The organism is Halopiger xanaduensis SH-6 (genome assembly GCF_000217715.1).
In the GTDB taxonomy this organism is placed as follows: Archaea; Halobacteriota; Halobacteria; order Halobacteriales; family Natrialbaceae; genus Halopiger; species Halopiger xanaduensis.
Genome location: NC_015658.1, coordinates 389563 through 414922, shown reverse-complemented (window position 1 = coordinate 414922; position 25360 = coordinate 389563). Strand labels below are relative to the sequence as shown.

14 protein-coding genes and 1 pseudogene are annotated in these 25360 nt (G+C 59.6%); 8 read left to right on the top strand and 7 right to left on the bottom strand.

Annotated elements, in window-relative coordinates; translation table 11 throughout:
* Window positions 1–565 precede the first annotated feature (565 nt).
* The 3 genes from HALXA_RS19450 to HALXA_RS19440 all read right to left on the bottom strand — a co-directional run bounded on the left by HALXA_RS19450 (window position 566) and on the right by HALXA_RS19440 (window position 4843).
* A complete protein-coding gene (locus HALXA_RS19450) occupies window positions 566–1795 on the bottom strand; it encodes an MFS transporter (RefSeq protein WP_013875971.1) in 1230 nt (409 codons plus the stop codon).
* A 302-nt stretch (window positions 1796–2097) separates the two neighbouring features.
* Window positions 2098–2604: a universal stress protein gene (locus HALXA_RS19445; RefSeq protein ID WP_013875970.1), complete on the bottom strand. Its 507-nt coding sequence runs from the start codon at window positions 2602–2604 to the stop codon at window positions 2098–2100.
* Between the two features lie 148 nt (window positions 2605–2752).
* Window positions 2753–4843 carry a beta-glucosidase family protein gene (locus tag HALXA_RS19440; RefSeq protein WP_013875969.1) on the bottom strand — a complete coding sequence of 697 codons (2091 nt, stop codon included), beginning with the start codon at window positions 4841–4843 and terminating at the stop codon, window positions 2753–2755.
* A 223-nt stretch (window positions 4844–5066) separates the two neighbouring features.
* Between HALXA_RS19440 and HALXA_RS19435 the strand changes: the two genes are divergently transcribed.
* Complete coding sequence (locus HALXA_RS19435) at window positions 5067–5435, top strand: hypothetical protein (protein ID WP_013875968.1); 369 nt, start codon at window positions 5067–5069, stop codon at window positions 5433–5435.
* A 606-nt stretch (window positions 5436–6041) separates the two neighbouring features.
* Window positions 6042–8312, top strand: coding sequence for a glycoside hydrolase family 3 N-terminal domain-containing protein (locus HALXA_RS19430; protein WP_013875967.1), 2271 nt, complete (start codon window positions 6042–6044; stop codon window positions 8310–8312).
* A gap of 363 nt (window positions 8313–8675) precedes the next feature.
* Here the strand turns inward: HALXA_RS19430 and katG are convergent, their stop codons facing one another.
* A complete protein-coding gene (gene katG, locus HALXA_RS19425; protein ID WP_013875966.1) occupies window positions 8676–10859 on the bottom strand; it encodes a catalase/peroxidase HPI in 2184 nt (727 codons plus the stop codon).
* A 196-nt stretch (window positions 10860–11055) separates the two neighbouring features.
* On the opposite strand from katG, the gene HALXA_RS19420 reads away from it, so the two are divergent.
* The 4 genes from HALXA_RS19420 (at window position 11056) to HALXA_RS19405 (ending at window position 15491) form a co-directional block, all read left to right on the top strand.
* Window positions 11056–11760 (top strand): helix-turn-helix domain-containing protein, encoded by a 705-nt coding sequence (locus HALXA_RS19420; protein WP_013875965.1) that lies wholly within the window; start codon window positions 11056–11058, stop codon window positions 11758–11760.
* Window positions 11761–11808: 48 nt separating this feature from the next.
* Entirely contained in the window at window positions 11809–12837 is a 1029-nt protein-coding gene (locus HALXA_RS19415; RefSeq protein ID WP_049895621.1) for an ABC transporter ATP-binding protein, read from the top strand.
* On the top strand, window positions 12834–13742 hold the full coding sequence (locus tag HALXA_RS19410; RefSeq protein ID WP_013875963.1) for an ABC transporter permease: 909 nt from the start codon (window positions 12834–12836) through the stop codon (window positions 13740–13742). The genes HALXA_RS19415 and HALXA_RS19410 overlap by 4 nt, the downstream gene beginning before the upstream one ends.
* 1152 nt (window positions 13743–14894) lie before the next feature.
* Window positions 14895–15491 (top strand): hypothetical protein, encoded by a 597-nt coding sequence (locus HALXA_RS19405; protein ID WP_013875962.1) that lies wholly within the window; start codon window positions 14895–14897, stop codon window positions 15489–15491.
* A 737-nt stretch (window positions 15492–16228) separates the two neighbouring features.
* Here the strand turns inward: HALXA_RS19405 and HALXA_RS19400 are convergent.
* Window positions 16229–19426, bottom strand: coding sequence for a PAS domain S-box protein (locus tag HALXA_RS19400; RefSeq protein ID WP_013875961.1), 3198 nt, complete (start codon window positions 19424–19426; stop codon window positions 16229–16231).
* Window positions 19427–19704: 278 nt separating this feature from the next.
* Between HALXA_RS19400 and HALXA_RS19395 the strand changes: the two genes are divergently transcribed.
* Complete coding sequence (locus HALXA_RS19395) at window positions 19705–21258, top strand: sensor histidine kinase (protein WP_342633191.1); 1554 nt, start codon at window positions 19705–19707, stop codon at window positions 21256–21258.
* A gap of 279 nt (window positions 21259–21537) precedes the next feature.
* Here the strand turns inward: HALXA_RS19395 and HALXA_RS21290 are convergent, their stop codons facing one another.
* Together HALXA_RS21290 and HALXA_RS22560 are read right to left on the bottom strand one after the other, a co-directional pair.
* Complete coding sequence (locus HALXA_RS21290) at window positions 21538–24171, bottom strand: hypothetical protein (RefSeq protein WP_013875959.1); 2634 nt, start codon at window positions 24169–24171, stop codon at window positions 21538–21540.
* 322 nt (window positions 24172–24493) lie between these two features.
* Window positions 24494–24649 (bottom strand): annotated as a pseudogene (locus tag HALXA_RS22560) (ATP-binding protein); the annotation flags it as partial.
* A gap of 184 nt (window positions 24650–24833) precedes the next feature.
* On the opposite strand from HALXA_RS22560, the gene HALXA_RS19380 reads away from it, so the two are divergent.
* Window positions 24834–25151: an RPA12/RPB9/RPC11 RNA polymerase family protein gene (locus HALXA_RS19380; RefSeq protein WP_013875958.1), complete on the top strand. Its 318-nt coding sequence runs from the start codon at window positions 24834–24836 to the stop codon at window positions 25149–25151.
* Window positions 25152–25360 lie beyond the last annotated feature (209 nt).

Here is a 25360-nt window from a genome sequence, read left to right as displayed (position 1 = left end):
ACGAGCGACGCACACAGACCATGTCCGAGACGTTCCTGAATGCTGCGCTGGCGTCGATTCGGTCGGCTGTCAAGGCCGTCCCAATGAGCGTCTACGATGGCTCGACGATACATAGAGCGATTGAGTTCGGGGCATAGGTATCCCGGTAAACTATCGGAGTCAGACAACCTCTACCAGCTCAGTCTGGCCAAACTCGACTTCATGAAGATCGTCTTGTTCATTGATGATGTCAGCATCACTTGCTATCGAGACTCGAAGACAAACTGAGCTTTTACGACACGGACTGTTTGTTCGAGCAGAGAGGCGTGACATGCGCTCGAGCGCACCCAATGTGAGTCCCCAGGTCTGATTCCGTGTTCACCACCGGAGCCGATCTAGAGCAGTTCGAAACAGACCGCATTGACCGCGAGCAAGACATGCTGATGCTTCGCCGGCAGATATCGGCGAAGCGAAGGCTCTCCTGCCCGTCACTGATCTCGCTGATACAGGTATTGTCACCCCCCAGCAGTCGTTACAGCGCGTCTCCGAGGTTGTGACACGGATTCCGACAAAAGTATTGAGATGGTCAGTCGTTCGGCTGTGGCGGAGAGGCAGTGTCCGATACCGAACGCCCTCGCAGCGCCATGACGGCGAACAGAACCATGAGCCCGAATCCTAGCCCACCCATCGCAACCAGCGCTTGGCCGTTACCGAGGCTGCTGATGAGCGGCTGTGCGGCGATCGGCGACATGAACATCCCAAGGAACTGGGTCGTCGTGACGCCGCTGAGCGCTCGGCCGCGGTACTGTTCGGTGATCCGGGATGCAACCCAGTAGTTCATCGTCGGCGTGAGCAGGATGAGCCCAGCCCCCGCGATGATGATTCCGACGACGATGATCCAGTAGCTCCCGGTCAGCCCCGCGATCAGGAAGCCGACGCCGGCCGCGGCGAAGATACACGCGATGATCGCCACTGGGTGGAGTCGCTCGCGGATGCGGTCGAAGTTCAGCGAGACGAGACCGGCGGCGACCGAGACAGCGGCAATCGCGATGCCGGTCATCGTGCCGCTGACCGACGTGACCGTCTGCAGGTAGAACGGAATCTCGACGTTGATCTGGTTGTACCCGATCATGCCGATGAACATCGTCAGGTACACGCCCGCGAGGAACGCCAGCGGCAGCCCGCTGAGGATCTCACGAACCTCGGTCAGCGACGGGAGCGACGTCTCCTCGCCGTTCGTGTCGATGTCCGGTTCGTCGATGTAGCGGACGACGAGCGGGAGCATGAGAAACGCGACGAGGTAGGTCAGGAACGCGGTCCGCCAGTTGAGGTCGGCGATGACGCCGCCCGCAACCATGGCGACGGCGGCGCCGAACGGCATCATCGCGCCCTGCCAGCCCATCACGGTTTCCCGACGCTTGCCCGAGAAGTAGTCGGCGATGAGGGTCGTCGAACTCACCATGATCCCGGCGACGGCGATCCCGAGGAAGACCCGGGTCGCGAGGATCAGGTACAGTGAGTCGAGGAAGTACGCCAAACTCGGGCCGATTCCGTAGATGATAATCGAACCGACCAGAATCGACTTGCGACCGTATCGATCCACCAGCACGCCGATGATCGGCGCGAAGATGGCGATGATCAGTCCGGTCAGTGTGCTGACCAACTGCGCGAGCGTTCCGGCGTTCGGCACGTTCGGGAACGCGTTCTCGATCGCCGGCAGGATCGGATTGACGATGCCGCCGGAAAGTGCGACCAGCGTCGTCGCCAGCAGTAACGTTCCGATCGTCAGCCATGATTTCTCTCCCTGTTCAGACATCCGACGTCACCTCGAAATTCGCTGCGACGGAGCACAGCGTTGTCACTCGTCCAATACCCTCGGTTACTCCGAGTACGTTTGCTGTCATTTTCGATCGTGGGTCTGTTACTCGAACCCAGCGTCTACCGACCATTTACATTAACTATAGTAAAATATTACGATGGCGGAGAACGGCGTGCTGATTCGGCACCCGTCTCTCGATAACGGTCATCCGTACCGAAGGAAGGGAACGGGTCTAAGCGAGCGCTCTCGTCGATCGACTCAGTATCGAACGCGGTTCGGGCCGCGGACGGGATCGGTCACTAGTCGCGAACAAACGTAACCGGACACGGCGACGACAGAAGCACGTCCTGCGCGACACTTCCGAACACGACCTTGTCCGTCGGCGATCGCTGCCGCCCGCCGACGACGACTCGGTCGGCGTCGACCTCGTCCGCGAGCGTCACGAGCGCGTCACCCGGCTCGCCGACCGCGCCGCGGGTCTCGTAATCGACGCCGGTCTCCTCGAGTCGATCGACGATCTCATGGACGATTTCGTGGCGAATCGTGGCGTCGGCGACCGAGTCGTCGTCCGCCGCGGACGGGTTGACCGCCTCGTCGTACTCCGCGTCCGAGAGGACGTACGGTCGATGTTGCCCCGCGATCGGCAACACGCCCTCAGGAAGGGATGCCGGTTCGTCGGGAAACACGTGGGCGACGATTACCGTCGCCTCGAGCGGATCGGCGATTTCGACTGCGGTCGAGGTCAGTCGGTCGATACGGTCACTGTCCTGGTCACCGACGGCTACCAGTACGGTTTCTATCGCCATATAAAACGAGACTCACGAAGGGGACAAAAATTCAATCGTCGTCGCAAACGATGCCGTCTCCGGCCGACGCTGGTTCGCGGGCGGTAGCTGTCGGAACAGCAACGTTCGCGAAGGCGATCAGCTACGAAACCTGCTCCTCGCGAGGGGATTAGACGTCGACGTCGATCGTCGCTTCCGCGTCTCGAGACGATCGGCCCACCGAGACGCCGTTCGTCCCGCTGGGGACCGTCCAACCGTCGTCTTCGTCGTAGTACGCGAAGTCCTCGGCCTCGAGCGCGACGGTCACCGTCGTCGACTCGCCCGCCTCGAGCGAGACCGGTTCGAATCCGGCGAGTTCGCGCTCAGGGGTCGGAACCGGCGCGGCCGCCCTCTCGGCGTAGACCTGGACGACCTCCTTGCCGGCGCGGTCGCTCGCGTTGTGGAGGTCGACGGCGACCTCGACCCCGTCGTCGGTCTCGGTGACGGTGACGTCCTCGTACTCGATGGTCGCGTACGAGAGCCCGTGTCCGAACGGGAACAGCGGCTCGAGGTCATGTTCGTCGAAGTGGCGGTAGCCGACGAAGACGCCCTCGTCGTAGTCGGCGACGTCGTCGACGCCCGGGAATGACCCCTCGTCGGCGGTCGGATAGTCCGCCGCCGATCGGCCGAACGTCACCGGGAGCCGACCGCCGGGATCGGCATCGCCGAACAGGACGTCGGCGAGGGCCTCGCCGTCGGTCTGGCCGGGGTACCACGTCTCGAGAACGGCGTCGACGGCCTCGAGCCACGGCATCTCGACGGGGCCGCTGGTCCGGAGGACGACGACCGTCCGGTCGGCGGCGTCGGCGACGGCCGAGATCAGCTCGTTCTGGTCGCCAGGGAGTTCGATGTCGGACCGGTCTTTGAACTCAGAGGCGTCGTCCTGCGCGACGACCACCGCGCAGTCGGCCTCGGCAGCGGCCGCGACTGCGTCGTCGATGCTCGTCTCCTCGTCGGCGGTATCGTCGTCATCGCCGTCGTCGAAGAACGACGATTCGGCGATCGGCGAGACTCCGCGTTCGAACCGAACATCGACCGCGCGGTCCTCGAGTCCCTCGAGGGGGCTCGTTTCGGTGAACGCCGAGACCTCGGAGGAGCCCCCGCCGCCGAGCTTGGCCGCGTCGGCGTTCGGCCCGACGAGGGCGATCGAATCGTCCGCCGCGAGGGGGAGCGCGTCGTCGTTTCGTAGCATGACCGTCCCCTCGATCGCTATCTCACGGGCCAGCCGACGGTGCTCCTCGGTGTCGAGCACGCCCTCGCGGTCCCCGTCGTCGAAGCAACCGGTCGCCTCCATGAGCCCGAAGAGCCGCGAGAGCTTCTCGTCGAGCACCGACTCGTCGACCTCGCCGGCCTCGGCGGCCTCGCGGAGCGGCTCGCCGAAGTAAGCCGGCACGTCGGGAAGCGGCGGCAGTTCGCCGTCCTCGTCGTCAGTCGCGTCCACCGCCTCGGCCGCCTCCTCGGGGATGTACTCCTTGAGTTCGACGCCGGGCATCTCGAGGTCAAGGCCGGCCAGCGCCGCGTCGCCGGTGCTGCGGGTGCCCCACCAGTCGGAGACGACGACGCCGTCGAACCTCCACTCGTCTTTCAGGACGTCCGTGAGGAGACGCTCATGATCGCTCATGTGGGTGCCGTTGACCCGGTTGTACGCCGTCATCACGGACAGGACGTCGGCCTCCTCGACGGCCGCGCGGAACGCAGGCAGGTAAATTTCGCGCAGCGCCCGCTCGCTGACGTCGGCGCTGACCTCGTAGCGGTTCGTCTCCTGGTTGTTCGCAACGTAATGTTTGACCGTCGCCGCGACCCCTTCCGACTGGATGCCGTCGATGGTTCCGACGCCGACCCGGGACGTGAGGTGCGGATCCTCGCTGTAGTACTCGAAGTTCCGTCCGCCGTGTGGGACCCGGACGATGTTGACGCCCGGTCCGAGCAAGACGTCCTGATCGTGGGCAGCGGTCTCTCGACCGAGCGCCGCGCCGAACTCCCGGGCCAGGTCCGGCCGCCACGACGACGCGAGCGAGATCGACGAGGGAAACGCGGTCGCCCGCTCCCCCATCGCCCGCACGCCGAGCGGGCCGTCGACCATCTTCAACGGCGGGGTGCCGACCCGATCGTTCGCGGGGACGTAGCCGGTCGCCTTCCCGTCCGGGTCGAGCGATCCGTGGAGGAGTTCGATCTTCTCCTCAAGCGTGAGGTCGTCGACGAGTGCTGCGGTATCGGACATGCTATCGGTCCTCCTGAGTCTGCATACAGTGCACGAACACCAATGGACGACCTATAATACTGCCGAATCGGTGAAACTGGCCGGTTCTCGCCGACGGACCGAGGATGATCGACCTCGGTAGCCCAACATATAAATCGACGACGACGCAACTACGTCCTGATGGTTGGACGAGCAATACTCGCGAGACGGACGCGGTCGGACCGACGTACCGGAGGTGACCTATATGAGCGGTGACGGTTCCGAACCGCCGACGAGCGACGATCCGGACGACGAACCGGCGAACGGTGACTTCGCGAAGTTCTGGGTGAACACCGACGAGGAGGACGAGTACGAACCGATCGAGGTGACCAACGTCAAAGAGGAGTGGGAGAACCTGACGATCTACCTCCCCGAGGGGCTTCGCGAGGAGATCGAACTGGCGTTTCGCGAAACCAGCTACGAGTGCATGCGCGCCGAGGGCCACGACCTCCAGAAGTTGCGGGACTTCTACCCGCTGTTAATGGTGCTCGGCCTCGAGAGTCTCGAAGGTATTGAAGGTAAGGAAATCACTGATATCCTCGCGTACAGCGCCGCCGAATACGACCTCGAGTAGCGCGTTCGTCTCGGCGTCTTCCGCTCGTTGCGGAACCGCGACTCGTCCCGAGTCACTCCGGACGAGCTCTGCTCGACTGACAACACCCAATTTTACATCCATACATCTGTAATGGAATCTGTTTGACCGGGCGATTTGACTAACAACTTCGATCCCTGATCACAATACCTTCAGTACTATCCTTACGATGAGTATTTCACAACCGCGATTCAGAGTCGCGAACACAGACGAACGATAATATACGACTGTATGTTTAGTATATTATGTATAGAATGGAGATTGCTAACTTGATAAAGCCGGTAAATCAGTACGTTAAAACAGGTGAAGCTGGAATTTAGCCCGATTTTGAAACAAGAAGTGGATTCGAAAGAGGGGAGCAATTTATCTCGACTATATCCCCTTATTAGGGCCTAATTGAGGAAATTTACATCTTTGATAAGAGTAGCGGATTATAAAACGTAAAACCGATACTACGGTTTTACTATATGGTAGCTAATAGGTTTCGGCTATCGATATCGATCAGCCGATCCGTCAATAACATCATCATTCGAATACGTTAACCGGATCCCGACAGTTTATTATCGGGCTTTCCAAAGTCATAGGGTAGTGACGGCCTCGCCAACCTACGAAGACGAGACCGCGCCCGTCAACGAGCGGACGGCGGATCTCCTTGGGCGGCTGACCCTCAGGGAGAAGGCCGGCCAGCTCTCCGGTCTTTTCGCTTCGGAGGTGCAGGCGGATCCGTACGAGAGCTACACGCTCGACGACGTCGAGCACGCCGTTCGCGAGCACGCTATCGGCTCGGTCACGCCGTTCGCGACCGGCTTCTCGAGCCACAACAGTCCAGCTGTTGTGCCGCGAATCGCGAATCGCCTGCAACGGATCGCGCGAGAGGAGACGCGGCTCGGGATTCCGCTGCTCGTTCCAGTCGACGCGGTCCACGGGCACGCGAACGTGAAAGGAGCGACCGTCTTCCCGCACAACCTGGGGATGGCGGCGACCTGGAATCCGGCCCTGATCCGGCGAGCCGCTCGCGCGACGGCAGCCGAGATGCGGGCGACCGGCGCGACGATGAACTACTCCCCGAACGCGGACGTCGCGAGGGAACCGCGGTGGGGTCGTACCTACGAAACGTACGGCGAGTCTCCGCACCTCGTAGGCGAACTCGCAGCCGCGGAAGTCGCGGGCCTGCAGAATGCGGATTCAAATGCCGACGACACCGGCGGCGACCCGTCATCGCGTGATCCGCTCGAGACGACGGCGGTCGCGGCGACGGTGAAACACTTCCCGGCGTACAGCGCACCGGCACGGGGCGAGGACGCCGCGCCGGTCGACATCTCGCCTAGTACGCTGCACCGGGTCTTCGTCCCGCCCTTCGATCGCGCGATCGACGCCGGCGTTGCCGCCGTGATGCCGACCTACAGCGCGGTCGATGGCGAGCCAGCCCACGGTTCCCGACGATACCTCACGTCGCTGCTGCGGGATGATCTCGGCTTCGACGGGCTCGTCCAGTCAGACTGGCACGGGGTCGCGTTCCTGTACGATCGGCACCGAACCGCGTCGTCACCGAAAGAGGCGGCCGCGCAGGCGGTTGGGGCTGGTCTCGACGTGGCCTCAATCGGCGGCCCCGAGTACGCGAAGCACCTGTGCGAGTTGGTTGAGTCCGGTCGACTATCGGAGGAGCGGCTCGACGAGAGCGTTCGACGGGTGCTTGAGCTCAAGTTCCGGCTCGGCCTGTTCGACGATCCATACGTCGACCCCCGTCGGAGCCGGGAGGTAGTCGGGCGGAGCGCACACCGCGAGCTGTCGCTCGAGTGCGCTCGGGAATCGGTGGTGCTGCTGGACAACGATGATGCGTTGCCGTTCAATGACCCCGACGAGGTGCTGGTGACCGGACCGAACGCCGACTCCCTCGATGCTCTCTGTGGCGGCTGGACTGTCGCCGACCTCGCCGCGGATCACGGCACGACCATCCTCGAGGGGCTCTCGAACGCGACCGACGACGATACGACGGTCGCGTACGAACCGGGAGCCACCGTTCGTGAGGAAATCAATATCGAGGCGGCCGCGGATGCCGCGGTGGGCGCGGATGCGGCCGTCGTCGTCTGCGGAGAGAACTGGTACGTCCACGAGTTCGGTCCGAAGTCGATGACTGGACCGAACGACGCGTTCCCAAACCGGACGCAGCTTCGACTGCCCGACGCCCAGCGGCGACTACTCGAGCGCGTCGCCGACACGGGAACGCCGACAGTCCTCGTCGTCGCCACGGGTCGGCCGCTAGCGATCCCGGACGAAGTTCAGGTCGCCGACGCGACGCTCGCGGCTTTCTACCCGGGCTACGAGGCCGGCCAGGCAATCGGCGAAATCTTGATCGGCGCGACGAATCCATCCGGACGGCTTCCAATCTCGATGCCGAGATCGATCAGTCAACTGCCGCTTGTCCACGATCACCGTCCGCATCCTCAACCGCTCGGCGGTGACGAACACCCCGACGCGTACGATCCGTTGTTTGCGTTCGGACACGGGCTTAGTTATGCCGAGTTCGAGTACGAATCAATTGACTGTACCGCCGACCAGATTGAGGTTGGCAACTCGCTCGATGTCACCGTTACCGTCGCCAACCGCGGCGACCGCGCTGGGACGGAAGTCGTCCAGTTGTATGTCCGTGACATCGTCAGTTCGCGGGTGACGCCGGTCCGCGAGTTGGCGGGCTTCGACCGCGTTTCGATCCCCTCTGGCGAAAAACAGAAGGCGACGATGACGCTCAAGCCGTCAGATCTCGCCGTCATTTACTCAGACGGCTCGCGGGTCGTCGAACCGGGTCGGTTCGAAGTCTCGAGCGGCGGACTCTCGATGTCGTTCACAGTTGTTGAGTAACCAACGTTATCGTTCTCGTCCCACGTCTCGAGATGTATCTCGAGTCAGATCCTCCGGATCACAGTGTAACATAGTACGAAACTGATGTATGATCGATTTCGAGTGAACGTCGTCTTTCCAGCCCGCTGTGACCCACCGATGACGACGAGACTGTCGTCGAGATTCTCGAGTCGTGCGTTCCGGAAGCAGCCGAGATCGTCGATTCTGAGTTCGTTCCCGGAAAAAGCTCGGAAAAGGAGCCTCGAGCACGCGAGACTGAAGTTCGGTTACGCGTTCCTTGTTCGCGTTGGCCTTCGTCAGCGCGGCCTCAGCCAGTTTCTCGAGGCGAGTCGTTTCGGCCCCGAGTGCGACGCGGTCGGTCGCTTACTCGAGGTCGAAGCGGTCGTTGGTCATCACTTTGTGCCAGGCGTCGACGAAGTCCTGCACGAACTTCTCCTCGCTGTCTTCGGACGCGTAGACCTCCGCGATGGCTCGGAGTCGGGCGTTCGAACCGAAGACGAGATCCACGCGGGTCGCGGCCCACTCGACCTCGCCAGTTTCGCGGTCGCGTACCTCGTAGATCTCGTGGCCGTCCGAGGGCGACTCCCACTCCATGATGTCCTGCTGGGAGTCCGCGTCCGCCGCTTCCCACTCGTAGCCCATGTCGAGCAGGTTCACGAAGAAGTCATTGGTCAGCGTCTCCGGCTGGTCGGTGAAGACGCCGAGTTCGGAGTCCTTGTAGTTGGCGTTCAGCGCGCGCATGCCGCCGACCAGCACCGTCATCTCGTCGGCCGTCAGGTCGAGGAGGTCGGCCCTGTCGACCAGCAGCTCCTCCGCCGATCGCTCGTGGCCGTCGCCGAGGTAGTTACGGAACCCGTCGGCCTGGGGTTCGAGCGCCTCGAAGGACTCGACGGCGGTTTGTTCCTGGGTGGCGTCGGTACGGCCCGGCTCGAACGGAACCTCCACGGCGTAGCCGGCGTCAGCCGCGGCCTTCTCGACGGCCGCGTTGCCGCCTAGCACGATCAGGTCGGCCAGCGAGACCCGCACGTCGTCGGATCGGGAACTGTTGAACGCCGATTGGATCTCTTCGTAGGTCTCGAGGACCGTCTCGAGCTCGTCGGGCTCGTTGACTTCCCAGCTGCGCTGGGGCTCGAGGCGGATCCGGGCGCCGTTGGCGCCGCCGCGCTTGTCGCTGTCGCGGTAGGTCGACGCCGATGCCCAGGCGGTCTTGACAAGCTGAGAGACGGACAGGTCCGACGCGAGGATGCGTTCCTTGAGTTCGTCGATCTCCTCGTCGCCGATAAGCTCGTAGTCGGCGTCGGGGAGGGGATCCTGCCAGAGCATCTCCTCCTCGGGAACCTCCGGCCCGAGGAACCGCTCCGGCGGGCCCATGTCGCGGTGGATCAGCTTGTACCACGCCTTCGCGAAGGCCTCCTGGAACTCGTCGGGGTTCTCCTGGAACCGCTCGAGGATCTCTCGGTAGTCGGGATCTCGCTTGAGGGCGACGTCCGTCGTGAGCATCATCACGTCTTCCTTCTCCGACGGGTCCTCGGCGCCAGGTGCAACGCCGTTGAGTTCGCCGCTCTTCGTGGTCCACTGCCACGCACCGCCTGGCCCCGTCTCTGCCTCCCACTCGTGCTCGAGCAGGTTGTCGATATAGCTCGTGTCCCACTGGGTCGGCGTGGCGTTCCACGGCCCTTCGATACCGCTGGTGATTGTGTCGGCTCCTTTCCCGGAGCCGTGGCTGCTCTGCCAGCCGAGACCCTGCTGGTCGATTGGGGACGCCTCGGGTTCGGGACCCATGTGTTCCTCGGCGTCGCCGGCGCCGTGGACCTTCCCGAAGGTGTGTCCGCCGGCGATGAGCGCGGCCGTTTCCTCGTCGTTCATCGCCATCCGGCCGAATGACTGTCGAATACGTTCCGCCGACTTCTCCGGGTCCGGCTCACCGCCCGGTCCCTCCGGGTTCACGTAGATCAGACCCATCACGGTGGCGGCCAGCGGCTCTTGGAGTTCGTCGCCTTCGTCGAAGCGGTCGGAGTCTTCCCACTCGGTTTCGGGACCCCAGTCGACGGCCTCGTCCGGCTCCCACTCGTCCTCGCGGCCGCCGGCGAAGCCGTACGTCTCGAAGCCCATCGACTCGAGGGCGACGTTCCCGGCCAGGACGATCAGGTCGGCCCACGAGAGTTTGCGGCCGTATTTCTGCTTGACCGGCCAGAGCACCCGCCGGGCCTTGTCGAGGTTGGCGTTGTCGGGCCAACTGTTGAGAGGCGCGAAGCGCTGGGTACCGCCGGATGCGCCGCCGCGACCGTCGCTGGTGCGGTACGTGCCGGCGCTGTGCCACGCCATCCGAATGAAGAGCGGCCCGTAGTGACCGTAGTCGGCTGGCCACCAGTCCTCTGACGTCATCATCACATCTTCGATATCTTCCTTCACTTCCTCCAGGTCGAGTTTCTGGAACTCCTCGGCGTAGTCGAACTCCTCGTCCATCGGAGCGACGTTGCTCGCGTTCTGATCGAGGATTTCCAGGTTCAACCTGTTTGGCCACCAATCTCGGTTTGACCGGTTCATCACCGACCAATCACTGCTTTTCCCTATTAAGATCTCTACATGGGGTAGAAAGTATTTACTTTATGCTAAACTATTTTTTCTAGCGGCGAATTTCTCAGTAGTGGGTTTCGCGGTAGCTCAACGGCGGCCAAGGCAAATACTCCAAGGGGCTTGCTCACCCGCCAGCGCTAACTGACCGTCCGTCCTTTGTCTCCCTATGGGACTGATCGCGGAGTTCCGGATGACCTCCGAGCAGCTGCCGCTGGTCGACGTGGCGGAGGGCGTGCCCGAAGCAACCGTCGAGTTCGAGTCGGTCCAGGGGCACCCGTCGGGGGCGCCGACGTTCATCGTGCGGGTCGCGGGCGCCGACGCTGACGCGATCAAGGCGGCGTTCGCCGACGCCGACTCGGTGACCGACCACTCGCTGGTCGTCGCCGACGGGGCGACACGGCGCTACCGCTGTCGCCCGACCGGCAACCCGCCGACGGACCTGGAACTACTCGCGGACAACGGGTCGATCCCCGACCGGGTGCTCGCCACGCCGAGCGGCTGGGAGGAGCGGCGCTGGTTCGCCGACCGCGAGGAGTTCGACCAGTTCCGAACGTTCTGCCGGGCCAACGACTACGAACTCCAGCTGGACCGCCTCGTGGAGGCCGACGAAGGGCCGGACGGGAGGGTGACAAGCCCGTTCGGGACCGGTGACCGTTCTCGGCCGCGCGAGATGACCGAGGCCCAGCAGGAGGCGCTCGTCACCGCCCACAAGATGGGTTACTTCGACACGCCGCGGACCGCCACGATGGCCGACGTCGCTGACGAACTCGGCGTCGCGTCCGCGTCGCTCTCCGAGCGACTGCGCCGCGCACAGAACCACCTCATCGCGGAGTTTCGACGCAGCTCTAGCATAAAACCCCGAATAAATTAGGACAGGGGCTACGGGGCCGTGGTCACAAAGACGTCTGTGATCAACGACATGTTACGGACGGACGGGCGTGGTGCCGCCATCGACGCCGAGGGCGTGGAACTCACCTATGCCGACGGGACGGAGGCGGTGAAGGGGATCGACCTGACGATCCCCGAGGGCGAGTTCTTCGGCTTCCTCGGCGCGAACGGCGCGGGGAAGACGACGACGATCAAGACGTTCTCGACGCTGTTGTCGCCAACTGCGGGATCAATCACCGTCAACGGCTTCGACGTGCGGGACGAGCCCCGCAGGGTCCGCGAGACAATCGGCTACATGGCTCAGGAGACCAGCGTCGACGAGGAGCTCACCGCCCGCGAGAACATCCGCTTCGCCGCGCGGGCCTACGGCGTCCCCAAGAGCGAGCGTGCCGAGCGCATCGACGAACTGCTCGACTTGGTGGATCTGGCGGACGTGGGCGACAAGCAGGCCGGCGAGTTCTCCGGCGGGATGAAGAAGCGACTGGACGCCGCGACGGCGCTCGTCCACAACCCGCCGCTCGTCTTCCTCGACGAACCGACGACCGGGCTGGATCCGAAGGCACGCAACCGCCTCTGGGAGTACTTCGAGCGCATCAACGAGCGCGGGACGACGCTGTTTCTCACCACGCAGTACCTCGAAGAGGCCGACCAGCTCTGCGACCGCATCGTCGTCATCCTGGACGGCGAGATCGTCGCCATGGGCTCGCCCGCGGAGCTGAAACGGCGGGTCGGCGGGGAAATCCTTGACGTGGACATCCCCGCCGGGGAGGACGCCCGCGAGCACGCCGCCGAGATCGCCCGCGAGGGCGACGTCTTCGACGCCGATGCGGACGTGACCGTCACCGACGGCGGGATCAGCGTCACCGCGGAGCGGGCGCGCGAGCACGGGACGGACTTGCTCGTCGCCCTGCGTGACGCCGGGATTACCGTCACCGGGTTCAATATCCGCGCACCGACGCTTGACGACGTCTTCCTCGCGATCACCGGCGAGGAACTCGACTCCAAGGACCGGTCGGCCGACGCCACTGACGTGACGGAACCGGAGGTGACCGCTGAATGAGCGAGGGCCCGGGAGACAAGGCCGCCAACGAGGCCCGCGCCGACGGTGGGCACGTCCGCACGACGCCGTCGAGCAATTCCTTTTTCAGCGACTTCTGGGTAAACTTCGTCCGCTGGAATCTGAAGGCGATACGCAACCCGTTCGTCGTCGTCGGGTCGCTCGTCCAACCGATCATTTTCCTCGTCCTGTTCACGCAGGTGTTCGGCCAGATCGCGACAAGCGCACTCGGTAGCGGTGGCGGGGCGGGGGGCATCACCTACGAGACGTTCCTGCTGCCCGCCATCGCGATGCAGGTGTCGCTGGCGGCCGCCGCGGGGTCGGGGATCGGTCTCGTCAACGACATGGAGGAGGGGATGTTCGAGAAGACGCTCGTGATGCCGATGAGCCGCTCGGCGATGTTCCTCGGCAAGACCGCCGCCGAGATCGTCCGGATCGTCGTCCAGATCGCCATCATCCTCGCGCTGGGCACGGTCCTCGGCGCGAACGTCGCCACCGGATTCCTCGGCGCCCTCGGGATCCTCGGCATCGGGATCCTCTTCTCGCTGTGGTTCATCGCGCTCTCGAACATCATGGCGATCGTCACGCGCGACCAGGAGTCGACGATTATCGGCGCGAACCTCTTGCAGTTCCCGCTGCTGTTCGTCTCGACCGCCTTCCTCCCGCTGAGTGCGATGCCCGACTGGATCCAGGTCGTCGCGACGTACAACCCGATCACCTACGGCGTCGACGCCGCACGCGCGCTCATGCTCGACCAGGACGTCATGACCGTCATCGAGGTCACCCGCTTCGGCGGTATCTGGGACACGCTCGTCCCCGCCATCGCCGTGCTCCTCGCGCTCGACATCGTGCTCGGCGGCGCCATGGTCTACCTGCTCAACCGCGCGTCAAGTTCCGCCGTCCAGTGAGATCCGTGTCGGCGACATCCACACCACTGACGTCAGCTACCCACCGCTGAAGCGGTGGGCTTGTCGGTGGACTCCCGTTCAAACTCCACACTGGAGTGAACGTTGGACACATCGCTCACGTTCAACGTCCCCGACTTCAGGGCAAGCTGACCGCTGCCCAATCCATCGGGGGGGGTTGCCTGATGGTAAAGCTAACAGGCGCAGATCGATGTTTTTCGCCGCGTTGTAGTCGCCGTCAACCTCGTACCCGACATCCAAAGTTAAGTGTAATAAGACGTGGAAAATACAATAGCGGCTATACTACTGCACCAGTAGTGTACTGATCGGATGTCTATTACAGTTCCTCCTCTGTGGAATAGCAGTGTCTATCTTTACCCTGCTTAGAGGGAACTATTCAACACTGCAATTCTATCTTACGCTGAGTCCAGCCCTTCTACAACGCCGATGATGGTCGTACTCGGTGGTGACTAGGTCAGTCAGGTCAACGAGACAGAACTCACTAAGCGCGACGTTCAGGAAATCGTCGATAAGATCACGAACGTGGACGCAAGCGCGTCGAAGAAGAATCGGCGTAGACTCAACGAAAGAAGCTGGTCATTGATGCCAACGTCGTCATTTCTGCATTCATCGCTGATTCGAAAACCGGGAACTCATGTAGAAGTTCGGGTGATGTGAGGGCAGCGCAGATCTGCATGGATGATTCAGGATGATGCTTTACTCACAGAGGGGCGGTGTGCAGGCTCCTTAGTGAAGCTACTCAAGTAGAAAGTACAGCGCACTACTCTACTATTACAGCGGGAGCAGTGCGAAAGCCCACGGCTTTCGCCATGGGATGAAGCATATAAGCTTAGTTGGTATCTTCTGTAGTGACTGATACCGAGTCTCGGGCAAGCCCACCAAAGCCGCTGTCCGAGTCGGGGGCCGTACTGGCTTGGCCCAAACCTTGGCATCCGACCAAGGAACTCCCACGTGGGGATACCGTCTGTGACGGGCGCTGGTCTGTGGCCAGCAGAACCTCACGACTTCAGTCGTGGGAGGAGTCAGTCACGTTCTGCCCTTCTGAGTGTCCTTTCCGCTCTGAGTATGGGAATAAATTAGTTCAAGTAACTATTTCCGTAACTGGTTTTTCGCGATAGATGACTCTACACAGCTATGAATGTCGCAGCTACCCTTTCGGAGGTATTCGCACCAGAACTGTTCGTCCTTGTTGTGACCGTCACCGTAGCTGGATACGAGTTAATCGGAAGCGGGTTCAGCTCGAGGAGTCTTGCTGGCAGGATAGCTGCAGTCCTGACGGCGTGGGGTTTGGCATTTGCGGTGTATCAAGGTGGACCGACCATAGTCTCGACGTCTGTACCGGGTGGAGAAGATTTCTTTGCGAGTATTGGCTTGATTGTGGGCTTCGTGGTAATTTGGCTTGCCTGGGATCAGGGAGGCTGGGGAGAGGTACTGCCACTGTACTGCCTGTTATTAATCGGGACGTCCGTCGTCCACATCCTAGTGGTGCCGTTATGGGATGTCTCGAGCCACGTAACCTATGCCGCGGTATCGACGGGCTTTCTGGTGTTTGTTGATCGACGCTTCGTGGTTTCACTGCTTATCCCAGTGGGATTAGTCTGGAGTCGCATTGCGATCGACGCCCACTCCGTGGTAGAGTCGGTCGGTGGCTTGGTTTTCGCTGCAGTGGTTGTCGCTGTCGCTATGAGTATTGGGAAGGTGCCCCAGAACCAGGCTAGAATTTCGAAGTGATCGCTCGAACAGACAACCACCGTTCCCTAGTAGAGGCAAAACAGTAACAGCGTACTGGTGGACGGTAGGTCCTGAGACTCACTCGTCCCGTGAAGCGACGGCGGTGAGCGTGAAACGGGTTTGCGGCGAGTCACTCGCCGCGGGTCGTAGAAATGACTCTCTCGAGTGTGCGGGTACTGGGGAGAAGCCGACTTCCCGTCATAGCTCTACCTTGTGGCTAGAACCACTTAAAGAACGGACGACACCACACTGTGTGAGGCAATTTGACGCGGCAGTTGAGTGGTGTTTTCAACAATGTACCAGTTGCCACTGGACTTTTGAGACCGGGGCAGGAGAATACACTCGCGGGGCGTGCCTCTGACATACCGCGAGGGGTATCGTCGACGTCGGGGGCAACGCGCCGTACTTTGGAGCTCATCCACCAGAGGGATCTTTCCCGCGAGTGTGACTGTAAGTAGACCGTCGCACCAGAAGTGGTTAAGGCCAAATAACATTGGTTTGGGCTGTAACTCTATCTGGCCGATCAATTTATTGCGGCAGGAATAGTGGGGCAGACGATCAGAATATTTTGAATCAGTGGGCCAAAACCCGGCAGCGTGGTCGCTAAGGGGACAGTCACACTGGGACTGTTCGGGCCTAGTCAGAACACATGACTCACCGCACCCAGTCGACATATTCCCTTTTCAGAAGACCGTGATCGGGACGGCTGTTGAAGGTGAGCGGCCAATACAGGCCATTCATAAATCGTGTTCACTTCCGGCTGGGAGTGTGAACGAGAACGTCGCTCCGTCGCCGGGCTCGGAGTCGACCCAGATCTCACCACCGTGGCGCTCGACGATACGCTGACAGAGCGCGAGCCCGATGCCAGTCCCGTCGTACTCCTCGCGACTATGGAGCCGATCGAAGACCGTGAACACCCGCTCCTGCTTGTCGGGCTCGATCCCGATGCCGTTGTCTTCGACCGAGATCACCCACTCGTTGCCGCGCCGATCTGCGTCGACGTGGATCAACGGTGGGTCGTCGCCGCTATACGTGATCGCGTTGTCGAGCAAGTTCTGGAATAACTGTCGGAGCTGGCTGGCGTCGCCCTCGAGATGGGGAAGTTCCTCGACCGTAATGTCGGCATCGCTCTCTGCAATCTGAACCTGGAGATCCGTGCGTACATCCTCGAGAATCTCGTTCAGGTCGACGGGCTCGAACGGATCGCCCCGTGTCTCGATCCGCGAGTACTCGAGTAAGGCGTCGATCATCTCGCGCATGCGCTCGGCCCCGTCCACGGCGTACTCGAGGAACTCCTCGCCGTCCTCGTCGAAAGCGTCGGCGTAGCGCTTCTCGATGAGCTGGAGGTAGCTTGTGACCATCCGCAACGGCTCTTGCAGATCGTGGGAGGCCGCGTAGGCGAACTGTTCCAACCGCTCGTTGGACTCCTCGAGTTTCCGCTGGTACTCGCGGCGTTCGGTGACGTTTTGAACGACGATCATGCCGGCGAAGATCTCATCGTCGCCGTTTCTGACCGGCAACGTATGGGCGTAGAGGTGCCGATCGTACAGTTCGAGGTCGAACTCGTTCGACTCTCCCTCAAGCGCCGCGTGGAAGTACGGCTTGATTTCGTCCACCCAATCGCTCGAGTGGATGTCCATGATGGTGTTTCCGACGCGCTCGTCCGGATCAATCCCGATTTCATCGAGTAGTTGTCCGCCGACGGCCGTGTACTCGAGGTCCTCGTCAAAGAGACCAACCGCGCCCTCTGGGAAGTTCTCAATGAGCGTCCGGTACCGGCGTTCGCTTTCGGCGAGTTTGCGCTGGTACTCGCGGCGGTCGGTGATGTCCGTAATCGTGATGACGCCCCGAGTTACGTCGCCGTCGGGGCTCCGAACCGGCATTCCCTCGATGCGGACGATTCGGCGTTCGCCATCGTCGACCGCGATCTCGAAGATGTCCGGCTCCCGAACCTCTTCCCCGTCGAGGACACGGCTCATCGTCATCTCCTCGGCTGCCACCGACTCGCCCGAGTCCGCCCATCGGACCGAGTACTGTTCGTACTCCGCTACCGAGTCGGCGTCTAATATGTCGCCACCCCAAATCTCCTTGGTCGTGTCGTTGGTTCTGATCAGCGACCCGTCTGCGTCGGCGACGACGACGCCGACCGGGAGAGTTTCGAACAGTGTCTGGAGTTGCTCCTCGTTGCGCCGGCGCTCGAGTTCGGCGCGCTTGCGCTCAGTGATGTCGGTCAGCGCGCCGGGGAACGTCAGCGGCTCGCCGTCATCGTCACACTCAACGCGGCCGCGGGCGACGACCCAGCGCAGCTCGCCGTCGGCGTTCCACACGCGGTACTCGGACTCGTATTCGCCGCAGGTTTCGACGGCCGCTTCGATCTCAGTGACCACCCGGTCGCGGTCGTCCTCGTGGATGGCGTCAATGAACCGGTCGAGCGAGACCCCCTGCTGCGCCGCGTCTGGATTGACGCCGAACGTCCGGGCGAACGACGGGCCGACGACCATCTCGTCGGTCCGGACGTCCCACTCCCACGTCCCGACCGCACCTGCCTCCGTCGCCGCTTCGAGCTGGGATTTGGCGTCCCGGAGGTACCGTTCGCGCTCCTTCTGCTCGGTGATGTCTTGGGCCATCGTCATCCCGGCAAAGACCTCGCCGCGCTCGTCGGTGATCGGGACCGCGTGGAGGATCCATTCGTGGCCGGCGTACTCGAGTTCGACCGAGTGTTCTTCGCCCGCGAGGGCAGCCTGAAACACCGGTCGGAGTTCGGCGGCGATCTCGTCGGGCCAGACCTCGTGGAACTTCGTCCCCTCAAGGTCATCGGGCTCGACGGGAATCCGGTTGAAGCCCCGACCCGCAGCCAGCGTGTACTCAAGGTCGTGATCGAACAGCGTGACGAGCCCGTTCGGAACGTGCTCGGCGATAGTCCGGTAGCGTTGCTCGGACCGTTCGAGTTCCCGCTCGTGCTGTTTCCGTTCGGTAATATCGCTCGCCATGCCGATCCATTCCTCGATCTCACCGTCCTCGTCCAGCATCGGGACCGCACGCGAGAACGTCCAGCCCGTGCTCCCGTCGTCCCGTTCCACCCGGTGTTCCAACTCGAACGTACTTTTCGTCCGGATTGCTTCGTCGATGGCCTCGGTGACTCGCGGCTGTTCGTCCGGATGAATGTATTTATCGAGCCAGTCGCTGATCGGTTCGTCCGTATCAGCGAGGAACTCTTTACCCTCGAGTTCTTGCATCTCGCTCCAATCGGGGCTCATGCGATACACCACGTCCGAGCTGGCAGTGACCAGTGCACGGAATCGTTCTTTGCTCGTCTGAAGTTTCGCCTCGGCCTGCTTGCGCTCAGTTATATCGTCGAAAAGGACCGCGACTTGCTGGCTCTCGTGGTCTCCAAACGGAAATGCGTACACGTCGTACCAGCGGTCTAATGCTTCTGCCTCTGCTTCGAATTCTACTGGCACACCTGTCTGGACGACTTCACCGTAGCGGTCGAACCAATATTGCTCGTGCTCAGGCTCCAAATCGTGCATCCGTTCGCCCTCTGCGTCTCTCAATCCGGTCAGTTCCTCGAACGCCGGATTTGTCTCCAGAAAGCGAAAATCAACGGGATCGCCCGTATCATCGAACAGCATCTCGATGATACAAAACCCCTGATTGATGGATTCGAACAACGTTCGGTACTTCTCCTCACCGCTGACGGATATGGGATGCTCGTTCGAGGTGTTAGCAGGACGCCACCAGACACGCGCCTGGGCACCAACTTTCTTCGTGTGAACCGCACCGCGGTCGTGAAGTTCCTCGAGATTGTTGTAGACAGTGCGCCGAGAACATCCGAGTATGTCGGCGATTTCGCTCGTCGTGACGGGTTCATGGACTGACCCTGTGCTGGCGACTGCACTGAGAGTCTCGGAGTCCGTCACCCGGTCAGAAGCCATACTGGGTTTCAATAACGGAGTGTCAAAAAGAGTTCCGTCAACAGAACAGGAAGTGGACTAGTTGCGTGAAAGAGAGGGAGACTGATGTTTCTTCACCTCCTCCGTTTGAACGGCCGGCTATATTGGATGAGATAGTTGTGTGGTTGACGTTGATGCTGAGCACTGAGTGAACGTTGCGGCCAGTAAAAGATCTTATCTGGTATTTGTCACTCTGTGAGCGGATCTATTGAGGATGTGATCCAGCAGCCATAACTGAGTGGAGCCATTTTCCGCAAGCGATGAAGCCCGTGATCGGTATTCTTTCAACTATTGTTGGGCGGCGTGCTATCTTAGGTCTCGGGAGCATGTATATTGTCCTGAGTTTTGTATGGCCGTTGGTAAGTCTCTCGAGACCGACACCGCTTGCGGAGGAACTGATCGTTACTATTCTGGTTGGTGGGGCTGGTATCATGCTCTTCTATTGGGGCTATCGCCTACCGCAGACCGATATCCGGCCCGAATTCTTCGATACCGTCGCCGTTTGGTGTTTCCGCGCAGTCGCGGTGATGGTCGGCATCCTCGTCTTCATCGCACTCGTTGCCGATTTGAACGATCCGGCTCACAACTTCCTCATCCTGCCGGCGCTCGCCGCCGTCGCCGGTACCGGCGCAGGGAGACACGACGCACGGGCCAAAACACGGACATATACGCTTAAACAGCGGAACCAAGAGCTACAGGAAACACAGGCAGAGCTTGAAGAAACTGTCGACCAACTCCAAGAATCCGAGCAACGATACCGGACGCTCGCGGAGAACTTCCCGAACGGCGCGGTCGCGCTCTTGGATGACGAGTTACGTTATACAATCGTCGGCGGGCAGGGCTTCGAACCGCTCGATTTTGGCGCTGAAGATCTCCAGGGTGAACAGATTCAAGACGTGTATTCGGGCGAGATTCTAGAAATGATCGAGTCGAACTATCGTGAGACGCTCGCTGGCGAGCCGACGTCGTTCGAGTTGACGGTGCAAGGACGCGTGTTCGAGTTTCGGACGCACCCGTTGACCGATGACGACGGTGATGTGTACGCCATCTTGGCGATGACTCAGGACATCACTGAGCGCAAGCAGTACGAGGAGAAACTTGAACAGTTAGTTGCCGACCTCGAGGAATCGAATAAGCGCTTGGAGCAATTCGCTTATGCTGCCTCACATGATCTGCAAGAGCCACTGCGGATGGTTTCGTCTTACCTCCAACTCATCGAACGCCGATACGGGGAGAAACTCGACGAGGAGGGGAAGGAACTCTTCGAGTATGCTCTGGACGGTGCCGAGCGTATGCGTTCAATGATCGATGGACTACTCCAGTATTCCCGAATCGAAACGATGGGCAGCGAGTTTAGACCGGTCGATCTCGATAGCGTGTTCGACGATGTCTGTGAGGACTTACAAGTAACAATCGAAGAGAGCGGGGCAGAAATAACCGCAGACCGGCTTCCCCGTGTGAAAGGGGATGAAAACCAGCTGCGCCAACTGGTCCAGAATCTGTTGTCGAACGCGATCAAATACAGTGGTGAAGAGCCGCCGCGAGTACACGTTTCTGCCGAACGGAATGGCGAAGAGTGGGTAGTATCTGTCGCTGACCACGGAATCGGAATCGATCCCGAGGATCAGGAACAGATATTCGAGGTCTTCGAGGGGCTGCACGCCGATGGTGAGTATGCGGGAACAGGCATTGGCCTTGCAGTCTGCGAACGGATTGTTGAACGTCACGGTGGAGAGATATGGGTTGAGTCCGAACCTGGTGAGGGATCGACCTTCTCGTTCACTCTCCCAGCAGTGGCTGATTCCGTTATATAAAACGTATTTCTGTATTCTTGATATCTGGCCTTGTTGAAACCCTCACGCAGAGATAGGTTTCAGCAGCCGTGCTGAATACAGCGCACGAATTCAGTACAGTCTATCCATCTACCGAGAAGCACCGGAACGCTCAGTATAGGGGACTCATGGATCGTTCAGTACAGGGAACTCACGTACTGAGCACCTTACTGTATTACACATTACCTGTCAAGAACATCGTACAAGATCTAGAAAATCTAGTTACACAGAGCCGTAAATTGCGTCGGGGACCGCCAAGAGTTACGAAGAATCTGTCTCAGCGTCAGTTAGTCGACTTTTCAATAGGTATGCTACGCTTCCGAGTGCTGTGGCTGTACTTGCAATTCCGAACCCAGAAGTATCATCTGCAGTAACATCTTGTGTGTCTGTTCCACTGCTGTCAGTAGTATTTTGATCGTCAGATACACCTTCTTCATCAGTTCCGTCACTAACCACAGCATCGATAGCTTCGGCCGCAGCCGCTTTGGCCTGTTCATAAGAGTCAAATGACATGGCTATTTCTGCGGCTTGCAATTTTGACTTTGCAGTTACGAGTGCCACATCGGTGGATTGCCCCTGCTCTTTTGCTTTTTCGAGTGATTCGCGTGCATTTTCAACCGCATCAAGAGCGGACTGTTCTGAGGTGGTCGGCTCTAAATCCTCGCGAGTCTTGGCCACCACAATAAACCCCCATTCGACTAGTTCTGGTACGGTCACATAAGGGGAACCGTCTCGTTCAGAAACTCCCAAATCAGTGATTTTTACTGGTGAATAATACCGAACGGCGAATTCCATGCTATCCATTTTTGGGAGGCGTACACGGATATCAGACTTCGTTGAGAATGAATCGGTTTCCGGATCGTAGTCGTAGTTCACTAGGGGAATCACGTATCTATCTGGGTCGGACTGACTATGTGAATGAATCGCAATATTCGAATCATCCATCTGGCGGGTGGGGTCAACACCACTGTCCGCTAACACACTGAGTAGAGATTCATCTTGTGACTCTCGTTGGGTGCCGGTAACCCCGTCTAATACTGTCGCATTATCGCTATCGAAGATTGCTGCAACGTCGCTACGAGGTTCGTACATTGCATCTCGATCAGGAACAGGGCCTGTACAGAGAACCGTGCCACCATTATCAAGATAAGTCTGTAGTGCCGAAACTTGCCTATCGGACACACATTCGACGCCAGCGAGGACCACCGTTTCATACTCCTTGAGTCGGTCTAATTGGATGCTATCATCCCAGAGGCGCGGATGGCCGAACGTAAGAACATCGTAGGTAAAGCCTGCTTCCCGGAGAATTCTCGCGGTCCGGGTGAACGAATTAATTAGACCCTCCTCGCCGTCATCAGAAATTTGCCAGGACGGTTCCCGTCGCCAGACGTGGGTAGGGAGGGACCAAATCAGCGCAATATTTCCTGCTGGTTCGATATCGGTTAAAAATCGTTTGTGGGCCCAGACAAAGTCTATAAATGAGGATAGTTCATCGGGGACAGTGCCATTAGGCCCGACCCAGTTCGTCACAGAATCCTCTTCAGAGTACCCCATCCTGTTCGTCAGTGGTAACTGTAAGCGAGTCCCAGTGGAATACGCTTCTGCCAGTTGAAACCGCTGGAACATGGTATTTGAGGAATCCGTATCCATACCGTCTGGTAGACGTTGCTGAGCGGGTGCCAACGTTCCTTTCGCAAGAACCGGCTTCGAGAAGTTCCCGACAGACCGCATGATTTTGTAATTCACATCGGCTGCTGGATCACCAGTCGGGAACAGTTCCGTGTAGATTACGTCCATTGAATCGCTGATGTAGATATTCGGTGCTTGTGGATTCTGTAGATTGCCGGTGAATTGGTTTGCATATAATACGAGATCTCCATTTTCAGTTCGCTCAGGAAACTGTTCATTTATGTGTTTTCGATAGTCATCAAACCAATTATCGATACCTTGGTGTTGATGGAGAAGATACTCCCGGAAAACAGGGTCTTCTCGCGGGTCGATATCGTCATCCGGCGTTAGATCATTAGCCTTCAGGTATTCTCGGATATCGAATGATTCTGGGTCGTTAATCGATAGCGTGGACAATCGAGCCTCGGAAAGTGATTGGAGGTGGGTCCGAAACGCAGCCCGGGCCCACCGAGAGAAGTCAAGGCCGTGGAGACGGAATACACCAACGCCATCGATGAAAAACCCAGAATATCCTTTCTCAAGCTGTGTAACGGTAGCATGGAGCATTAGCTCTAGTCCGCCCGGAGCGAATACCGAGGGTGTACCCAACGTTTCGAATTCATACGCGGTCTCATGCGGGTTGCCATCGAACGTTCTGCCGAGGATATCCTGCGGTGACTCCACCGGTGTGCCGTCAGGAAACGCCCACTCTGATTCCTCGATAATGGGACCATATCGGGAACGCGCTTCCGCCTCGTCTGAGGCGATGTGAACATTCATTCCCGACGTCGCGGGAAGTTCCAAATCCTGCGCGAGATTCAATTGGGCTCGATAATTCCCGCCTGGAAAGGAGAACTCAATTTCGCCGTCCTCGTATTTGAGTAACTGGTCAAAGGCGAGCACGTCTGGATGGAGACCGAGTACTGTCTGCTGGATTTGTTCTGAACTGACACTCTCCCAGCCGTGATTTTCCCATCCCAGTATATATTGGATACCATAAGCGGGTTGGATAAACGGATCGTCCGGGTACGGTGGGATTTCAGACTGCGTTTGCCCAGACGTATTTTGTAGTGGTATATCCGTGCTTGTACCCTGATTATTTTGCACCGCTCCACTTCCACTAGAGAATATAGGTAGACTAGCGGAAGCTGTTAGCGTAGCTAAAAATCCCCGTCTGGGTTGAACTGACGATGAACTTAACAACATGTCTGGAATACCGTCACTCATACTTATATGTCCGTTGTGCAACCAAAACATTATAAATATACTCCTAGATGTAATCAAGGCTCTGAAAATATCGTAGCCTTACTATCTTACAGAACGACCAGATTATTCCTCAAACTAACATAATTCTCGTCGTTCAGTTTACTAGTCTACTAATGAGTCGCTTCAGCACGAATCGGCGCCTGTTTGCTGCATCTATGGTCTGTATGCAGCAGGTCGCTCTCGACAGTGGATCGGTAGCTCGATCAGGCCTTGCTGAATAGATAGCGCATATTCAGCAGCTTCAATAGCCGTTCTGTGGAAGGTATCTACCAGTACGCGATGTTCATGTGTCGGCAGCCGGCAGCGTAAACGAAAACGTCGATTCATCGCCGAGTTCAGAGTCGATCCAGATCTCGCCGCCGTGGAGCTTGACGATGCGTGCACACAGCGCTAAGCCGATCCCCGTCCTGCCTTCGCCGTTGGTGTGCAGCCGCTCGAACTCGACCTTCCGAGATTCTGAGCCATATCTACTACACCCCGTGGCTAGTTGATAGATGGCGGGCAAGATCAAACGCTGCCTGTTGCCTCTTCGAACTTAGTACAATCAGTATGAGCAGTTACCTGAAATCCACGACGGATCGAAAGTTAACACATATATCCGCAACCGTGTATTTCTACCTTATATGCAATTCTGCGACGAGTGTGGTTCGATGATGCACACGGAGGGCGACACGTGGGTGTGTCGCTCCTGTGAGAACAAGGAGTCGCGGGACTCGCAAGCAGAAGCGGCGATGACGACCCAAGATGGACAGCGGGACGACGGGACACCCGCCGTGGCTGACGCAACCCAGGGCTCCACCGAGACGATGCAGGAGTCCTGTCCGGCGGACGACTGCGACAGCAACCGAGCCTACTCCGAGATAATGCCGAAGCCGGGCGGCTCCTACGAAGTTCGGCTGTTCACCTGCGTCGAGTGCGGCCACAAGTGGCGCGAGTCCTGACGGCGCATCTCTCGAACCCCGCCCTTAAATATGCACAGACCGCCACAGAAGACTCTCAACTCCCGGTGTTATTCGGTCTCAAGTGGAGAACATATCGACTCCAAACCAACTCCCACAGCTAACGACCGTCGCTCTTGCCGTCCTCGTGATGCCGGTCTGGCTTTCGACGGTCGGTTTCCCCGACGCCCCACCGTGTCCGAACCAGTGAG